The organism is Thioalkalivibrio sp. ALJ2 (assembly GCF_000378325.1).
In the GTDB taxonomy this organism is placed as follows: Bacteria; Pseudomonadota; Gammaproteobacteria; order Ectothiorhodospirales; family Ectothiorhodospiraceae; genus Thioalkalivibrio.
In genome coordinates this window covers 1-6708 of record NZ_KB899564.1, presented here as the reverse complement: position 1 = coordinate 6708, position 6708 = coordinate 1, and the positions used below count along the sequence as shown (strand labels likewise).

9 protein-coding genes are annotated in these 6708 nt (G+C 60.4%); all 9 read right to left on the bottom strand.

Annotation, left to right across the window (positions count from 1 at the left end; translation table 11 throughout):
• Window positions 1-474: 474 nt before the first annotated feature.
• The gene (locus tag F468_RS14710; protein WP_018995404.1) at window positions 475-768 is read right to left on the bottom strand and encodes a hypothetical protein; all 294 of its coding nucleotides are present in this window, start codon (window positions 766-768) and stop codon (window positions 475-477) included.
• Window positions 769-1313: 545 nt separating this feature from the next.
• Window positions 1314-2072 carry an ATP-dependent Clp protease proteolytic subunit gene (locus F468_RS13890; RefSeq protein ID WP_018995403.1) on the bottom strand — a complete coding sequence of 253 codons (759 nt, stop codon included), beginning with the start codon at window positions 2070-2072 and terminating at the stop codon, window positions 1314-1316.
• Between the two features lie 550 nt (window positions 2073-2622).
• A complete protein-coding gene (locus tag F468_RS0113695) occupies window positions 2623-2883 on the bottom strand; it encodes a hypothetical protein (protein WP_018995402.1) in 261 nt (86 codons plus the stop codon).
• Between the two features lie 72 nt (window positions 2884-2955).
• Entirely contained in the window at window positions 2956-3378 is a 423-nt protein-coding gene (locus F468_RS0113690) for an antirestriction protein (RefSeq protein WP_018995401.1), read from the bottom strand.
• 225 nt (window positions 3379-3603) lie between these two features.
• Window positions 3604-4545: an ArdC family protein gene (locus F468_RS0113685; protein ID WP_018995400.1), complete on the bottom strand. Its 942-nt coding sequence runs from the start codon at window positions 4543-4545 to the stop codon at window positions 3604-3606.
• A gap of 237 nt (window positions 4546-4782) precedes the next feature.
• Window positions 4783-4977 carry a hypothetical protein gene (locus F468_RS0113680; protein ID WP_017941449.1) on the bottom strand — a complete coding sequence of 65 codons (195 nt, stop codon included), beginning with the start codon at window positions 4975-4977 and terminating at the stop codon, window positions 4783-4785.
• A 630-nt stretch (window positions 4978-5607) separates the two neighbouring features.
• On the bottom strand, window positions 5608-5778 hold the full coding sequence (locus F468_RS14610; protein WP_018995399.1) for a hypothetical protein: 171 nt from the start codon (window positions 5776-5778) through the stop codon (window positions 5608-5610).
• Window positions 5779-5909: 131 nt separating this feature from the next.
• Complete coding sequence (locus F468_RS0113670) at window positions 5910-6329, bottom strand: STY4534 family ICE replication protein (RefSeq protein ID WP_018995398.1); 420 nt, start codon at window positions 6327-6329, stop codon at window positions 5910-5912.
• A gap of 185 nt (window positions 6330-6514) precedes the next feature.
• On the bottom strand, window positions 6515-6708 hold a 194-nt coding region (locus tag F468_RS0113660; protein WP_051080582.1), incomplete at its 5' end, for a hypothetical protein.

Below are 6708 nucleotides of genomic sequence, written 5' to 3'. Positions count from 1 at the left end.
GGAGACCTCCCTAAACCATTCGAGAAGAACTCGTGCCGGGCCCGGAGGGCCCAACGAGTTGACTTGTGAGCCTCCACCGAGGCTCGGTATGGATCGACTGACCCGAGCCAGGGACAAAATTGGGCCAGTCGTTAGCACCGGGCCGCCCAAGGGGTCGCGCGGCGCCCCCACTCTCGGCGCGTAGGGGCTTTTGCCGACGGGCGTCGGCAAGGGGCCTGATACGCTCAGGCGGGCGGTGTAATACGCATTCAACCGCAAGGGCCCATTCCGGGCAATCCTCCCGGCGGAGAATGTTGAAAATCAGCCGTCAGATTAGATCCAGAGGAAGACGTGTTGCAGTCGCTCGCCGGCGTCGCAAGGAAGCTCGACCACGTCCGCGCGCGCATTGCTCCACGCAGTTCCGCCGAGTGCCTTCGCTTCCTTCCGCAGCGTCCTCAGTCTCCCGAGAGCGTCCGGAGCAGGAAGCGTGGCGACTTAGTCGCCCACCAGGGGTGAGCCCGCGTCGGACACCCGCAGGGTGCGGTATTCCGGCGAAGGAAGCGATGCCGGCGCGATCCGGGGGAAATCGATCATCCCTGAAACCGCGTTGGCGGCCTCCGCTCGGCTCAGTCGTGGTAGGCCCTCGGCATCACAGTCCATGTCGAGAAACACCCCATTGGGGTCATTCCAGGCGGCCCAGGCAAGAAGTTCCGCGCGTGTGCCGACCTCCAGGAGTCGCTTCTGGTACAGCGGGTCGCGATACAGCTCCGCGAGTTCATAGGTGTGCATGTGTCTGTCTCCGAATGGAGGGGACAGACCGCCCCCACGGGGAGCGGTGTCCCCGTGGGGGGTGAAGGAAAAGGATCGACCGGCGAAGCCGGCGCACCCCTGCCCGATCCGGGGGTGCTTCAGGGGCCTGATACACTCAGGCGGGCTATGTCGTGCACATGGACCAGATCACATCCAAGGTCGGCAAATCAGCGCAGACGCATGAACTCCAGATCAGTCTCGTTTGGCATTCCCTACCGTTCACAGCGCCATGACGAAATGACGTCAGGGCCAGTTTGCTGAGACGTACTTACGTGCACAGCAAATCGTTCATGGGACTCACAATGTTCGTCCGCAAATCTGAACGCAATGTCGTTGCCCCATGTACTATGCTTGATCGTTATTCCGCGCTCGTTCTTTGACATTATCTCTGCACGCTGAAAAGCGTTGGGCTCCGAGTCATAACTAGCGGCACATCCAGACACAAGAACAGCTGCGAGCCCAACGAGAACAAACTTCTTCATCTCCCTCTCCCCTTCTTAAAAATTATCTTCTCCCATATCATGCTATCGATCGATCTCGTCAATAACCCTTGAAACACAAAGACCTAACCGATCAGGCGTTCTCGAAAACTGACCGCACCGATCATCAAGTTCTCGCTTTATACCGAGATACTCAAACCGAGAAATTCCAAGAGCCTCCGCCATTGCCAAGTCCATCTCCTCTTGGTATACGAAATCGGTTTGGTCGAGACGAAACTTCTGAAGCTCTTCTGAATTTAGACGCCTCATTCGTTCAGGCGGCGTGGAATACATGAGCTCTGCCAGTGAGGAAGGAACATTCATCTCAACAAGGTAGTTTTTAAGGTCCTCGAGGGATTCGCGAATGCTATCACTTGGGTCATGCTCCAACCTCTCCGCATAGAATGGGCGATGAATTCTAATTGCACCATCAGGGTGTCGATGAACACCAGCGGCGAGGATCATGACGCATGCGCTGTCGCATGAGACAGGGGCAGGAACGACGACCGTGGCCTCCATATCCCTAACCGTTCGTCCTATCGACATCGATTCATAGAGATCCCCACCCGGCGATGCAAGAACGAATCTAACTTCGTCGACATCCATCCATGTTTCTTCGGAGATGGCGGCCAGGGACTCTCGGATTTCACGAGCATCACCCGGGACGATTTCGCCCATAAGCAACACTACGGCGGTCATCAATCCGTGTGGCGACTCTCTCACTTCCACATCGATGGTCGAGCCGGAGGCTGGCAGGGACACCGCGAGAAGGAAGATACCGAACAAAGTAGAGCGAAAGCGCATCAGCCGTCCCCCAAGACGCGACAGACTGGAAGCATTATATGCTAGTAGCCCGCCCCGGGGTGGGCGCGTTGCATCTAGAAAAGCAACGACCTCCAGCTGCACGCTCAAAGCTAGCCGGAGGATGGCCTTATTCATCCCCCCTACAATCAACCGGATAGACGATCCCAGTAGGGCGATAAGGGGCATGATGAATGACTGCTCCGCAGGGACGTTGGCTTATAGCCAGCGAAAGACGCCGCATCCTGTCGCCGCGTTCGAGTAGAAGTTCCACAGCGCCCGCACGATCATTGCTCCACGCAAGTCCGCTCCCATTCGCCGCTTCCTTTCCCAAGTCCTCCAGTTTCCGGAGCGCGTCCGTTGTAGGAAGCTCAGGCGCGAAGCTGGGCGCTGGTACCGAACTCCACCAGTCGCGTATGGAAAAGCGGCCGCGACACAGCTGCCCGATCCGGGGGTGCTTCAGGGGCCTGATACGCTCAGGCGGGCGGTAAAGCCGTCATTCCCCAGGGCCGCCCGCGACCCTCGGGAATGACGCCCCCGAAGGGGCGTGTGGTCAAGCGGCGCGCTTACCGGCTGCAACCGCCAAGGCCAGCGATTCAAGCGGCTCGATCTCGGCGAGGAACGCCAAGTGTTCGAGGGCCTGAGCACGCAGGGCACCGGACGTCGCCTCCATCGGTGTTACCGCATGCGAATTGAGAAGGAATACACCCGGACCGTGACAGACCATGATCCGGGTCGGGTCCGATTCCAGGGCATAGATCCCTCGGTCCATGGGGATCAGGTCCCCGAGAATAGAGTGATGTTTGGGTTCCACGATTAGTCTCCTGTTCAGGGGACGACCGGCCCCACAGGGGCCGTCGCCCCGTGGGGAATGGAATGTCGTTGTTTAGTCGATCACGCGAAGGATCTCGCCGGATTCGTCATGGTCCAGGGCGTAATCCCTCAACCAGTGGTACAGGTTGACGTGCTGATCCTTGCGAAAGCGCCAGGCCATCGCGTTGAAGGCGAACAAGCAGGCAATGATGCCCGCCGCATCCGGGCTCACCTCGCCTTCATAGCCGTTCCCGGGCACGACGACGTGCAGGTTCCGGTCCTGCTCGGGGGCCATGTAAAAGCCTCCATTGGAAAGTTCGTAGAACTCCCAAAAGCCGCCCCTGTAGGAATCCGCGAGGGTGCCGAGCGTATCGAACACGCAGTTTTCAAAGGTCAGGGCATGTGCCCCGAGGTATCTCGGCAGGATCTGGATCCGTTCGAGGTCCGGGACGCGGTTACGGTGAATCGACCGATCGATTTCAGTGCAAGAAGTCATGGTCTATCTCCTAGATGAAAGGGGTAGACCGCCCCCACGGGGGACGGTGTCCCCGTGGTGGGTGAAGTGAATGGATCGACCGGCGAAGCCGGCGCACCCCTGCCCGATCCGGGGGTGCTTTCAGGGGCCTGATTCGCTCAGGTGGGCGGTAAAGCCGTCATTCCCCAGGGCCGCACGCGACCCTCGGGAATGACGGCCCGAAGGCCGTCAAGGTTGAGAGTGGATTCATCCGGTTGCTTCGGACTGTGCCTCGGCCTCCGGCCGCAGGTGTTCAGCGGCTTTCCGGGCTTGGCTTGCGGCCCGGAAAATGGCCCGCTTGTCCTCCTTGAGCTTCCGGACCCAGGAGCCGATGTAGCCCTCGTGGCGAAGATCCCCCTGGATACCGATCTCGGCACACAGGAAGGCAGCGCCCAACTCGGCGACCAGCTCCTCGAACGCATAGCGTTCTGACCCGAAGTGATCAAACTCCACGATCCCCTCGCGCGCGAGGCGGGACTCGTGCCCCGTCCAGTGCGTGAGTTCGTGGAGCGCCGTGGCGTAATAACCGGCCTCCTCCCGAAACGACGTTTTCGGGGGCAACTGGATGTAATCCAGCTCGGGCGAATAGAACGCCCGGTCGCCTCCATGTCGGATCAGAGCCCCGGAGGACTCCAGCACCGATTCCGCCGCCTCGATGGGCGTGAAGCTCGGTTCCGGAGCATCCCCGGTGGGCCCCACGCGATACCGGTCCTCCAGATCATCGATCTGGTCCACGTTAAAGAGCTTGAAGGCCCGAAGGATCGGCACGGTTTTCATCACCGGCTCGCCCTTCTCGTCCGTCACCGGCTTGCCATCCCGGTCGGTCTTCGGCCGCTGGATCGGCTTGAAGAACACGGCCAGCGTGCTTTTCTCGCCCTTGCGCACCGCGCCGCCGACGTTCGACGCCTGCTTGAAAGTCATCCACCGACTGGTGGAATACCCGTGGGCCACCTCCTGCATCCACAGGAGCATGACGTTGACCCCTTGATAGGGGCGATTGGTCGCGGCATTGACCGGCATTCCGCTCGCCAGTGCCGCCTTGTCGCCATCCCAGGGTTTGACCCAGGGCACGACACCGTTTTCCAGGGCCGTGATGATCTGATCGGTCACTTCCTGGTACAGGTCCTTGGAGGCTTCTTTCTTGGACATGATCTGTCTCCTGTGCATGAAAATTGGGGACAGACCGATCCCCGTGGGATCCGACTGCCCCACGGGGGTTGAAATGGTATGTTGACCGTTCGTACCCGAGCAGCGAGGCGCCGGTGATGAAGGTCATTGAAGGTCAACGTTCCACCCTGGAACAGGCGCTGACGCGCGCATTGTTCAGAGGCGAAACCGAGCGGTTCGAGCAGATCAACGATCAACTCAAACCGCGCGCGGTGAAGCTCAGTACGATTGCGACTTCAGATCGAGACGTGCCAGCAGCTCCTCGTCGATCAGACGAAGCGCAAGATTGATGTCGGCACGGCCCTCCCGAGTGCTCACCTGAGCGTTCAATGCTTGCTGACGCCGCTCCAGGATCTCCTGTTCGGTCGCCGCTTCCAGCCAGGCGATAAACGCCTTGATGGTTTCCTTGTCCATCGATGCTCTCCTGTCTGTGAACGGAGAGCGCCCCACCGGGGAGTGCTCTCCCCGTGGTGGGTGAAGTGAATGGATCGACCGGCGAGCCGGCGCACCCCTGCCCGATCCGGGGGTGCTTTCAGGGGCCTGATACGCTCAGGCGGGCGGTAAAGCCGTCATTCCCCAGGGCCGCGCGCGACCCTCGGGAATGTCGCCCCGAAAGACAGCCGAACCCCAGGACAATGTCCCGGGGTTCGACGCGCTACAGCGGTCAGCAGGGTGCTTCAAGGCACCAGTGACGCGGAGGTGGAGTCACCACCCGAGGTGGGCGGCGTTTGTTGATGTCGGGCTGAGTGAACCGAAGGTCCACGCGCTTGCCCGCGCGCTGAAAATCTCGGCCTTCGTGTTTCCGGCTGATGTGAAGTCCTCGCATGAGTCTGTCTCCGAGTGTTGGGGACAGACCGCCCCCACGGGGGACGGTGTCCCCGTGGTGGGTGAAGGAAATGGATCGACCGGCAGTGCCGGCACCCTTCTTCCCGATCCGGAAGGGTTTTAAGGGGCCTGATACGCTCAGGTGGGCGGTAAAGCCGTCATTCCCCAGGGCCGCACGCGACCCTCGGGAATGACGCCCCCGGGGGGGCGCCGGCTCGATCAACCGATCCGCATTTGCAGATGGTCCAGATCGGACGTGGACAGCTGTTCCAGATCGGTATCCGTAATCGGCTCCAGGGTGCGGGTATCCAGTACCAGGAAACCGCACTTGAGGGCCTCGGAAACCGAGTCGAGCGAACGAAAGAGCTTGGTGATGGTGCGAGCTTTCATGGGGCTTCTCCGTCAGTTGTGGGACACCCCGATCCCCCCTGCCGTGGCAAGGGGGATCGGTGGTGCCCCACAACGGAGACACCCCGTTGCCAGGGGGTGAGAGGATCCCCCTGGCGAACGGTCTGCCGGATTCAGGCGGCGGAGCTTTCCGGTTCCTGAGTCGAGTCCGCCGATGCGGTGTAGACGGTTTCGCCGTCCACCTTGATCCAGGCGACCCGGAGCAGCCGAGCCTTCAACGAAACGCCGGACTGGCCGGCCTTCTCGCCTTTCTGGTACTCGAACAGATCCGGGTACAGATCACCCAGCTTGAACCCGATGAGGACCTTGCGATCTTCATCGACGTAGGACTTGGCCGCCTTGATCAGACGCTCGGCTTCCGCCCCGCTGACCCGGCAATCAAACCGGGTCTTGTCCGGGGCGTCGGCGGACCCATGCAGCGCGACGATGTCGCACGCATAGAAGGCCGCCCCCTTCTTGGGGCTCACCTCGCGCACCCGATTCAGGTAGCCAAGGCCGGTGATGTGCAGATCGAAGTATTTGCTCTCAGACATGGTGTTTCTCCTATCAGTGATGAATCCGGAGAAACCATGCCCGTCCGGGGATTGGTTTCCCCGGGAGGGTGAAGGTAACGCGAGGCGCTACTTTTTCTTGCTGCGACGTTCCTGACGCACGCCAATGACGTTCAAGACGACGAAGACGACAAAAATAAGAGTGGCGATCAGCGCGAATGGCTCCATCACGACTCCTCCTCGTTGTGGATGTTTCCGATGACCAGGAGTGAAACTCCGAGCGTGATCACGTAGAGCACGCTGATCAACGGCACCGCCTCCAGGAACAGCGCAATAACGCTCGCGACAATCATGCCGACGCCCATCTTGCGCGAATCTTCCTTGACGGTCTTGAGATTGACAAAGGGTCTTTTCACAAAGG

What these genes read in the sequence shown, in the direction of transcription:
- F468_RS14710 (WP_018995404.1), bottom strand. Translation starts at nt 768, where the DNA reads ATGCACACCTATGAACTCGCGGAGCTGTATCGCGACCCGCTGTACCAG.
- F468_RS13890 (WP_018995403.1), bottom strand. Translation starts at nt 2,072, where the DNA reads ATGCGCTTTCGCTCTACTTTGTTCGGTATCTTCCTTCTCGCGGTGTCC.
- F468_RS0113690 (WP_018995401.1), bottom strand. Translation starts at nt 3,378, where the DNA reads ATGACTTCTTGCACTGAAATCGATCGGTCGATTCACCGTAACCGCGTC.
- F468_RS0113685 (WP_018995400.1), bottom strand. Translation starts at nt 4,545, where the DNA reads ATGTCCAAGAAAGAAGCCTCCAAGGACCTGTACCAGGAAGTGACCGAT.
- F468_RS0113680 (WP_017941449.1), bottom strand. Translation starts at nt 4,977, where the DNA reads ATGGACAAGGAAACCATCAAGGCGTTTATCGCCTGGCTGGAAGCGGCG.
- F468_RS14610 (WP_018995399.1), bottom strand. Translation starts at nt 5,778, where the DNA reads ATGAAAGCTCGCACCATCACCAAGCTCTTTCGTTCGCTCGACTCGGTT.
- F468_RS0113670 (WP_018995398.1), bottom strand. Translation starts at nt 6,329, where the DNA reads ATGTCTGAGAGCAAATACTTCGATCTGCACATCACCGGCCTTGGCTAC.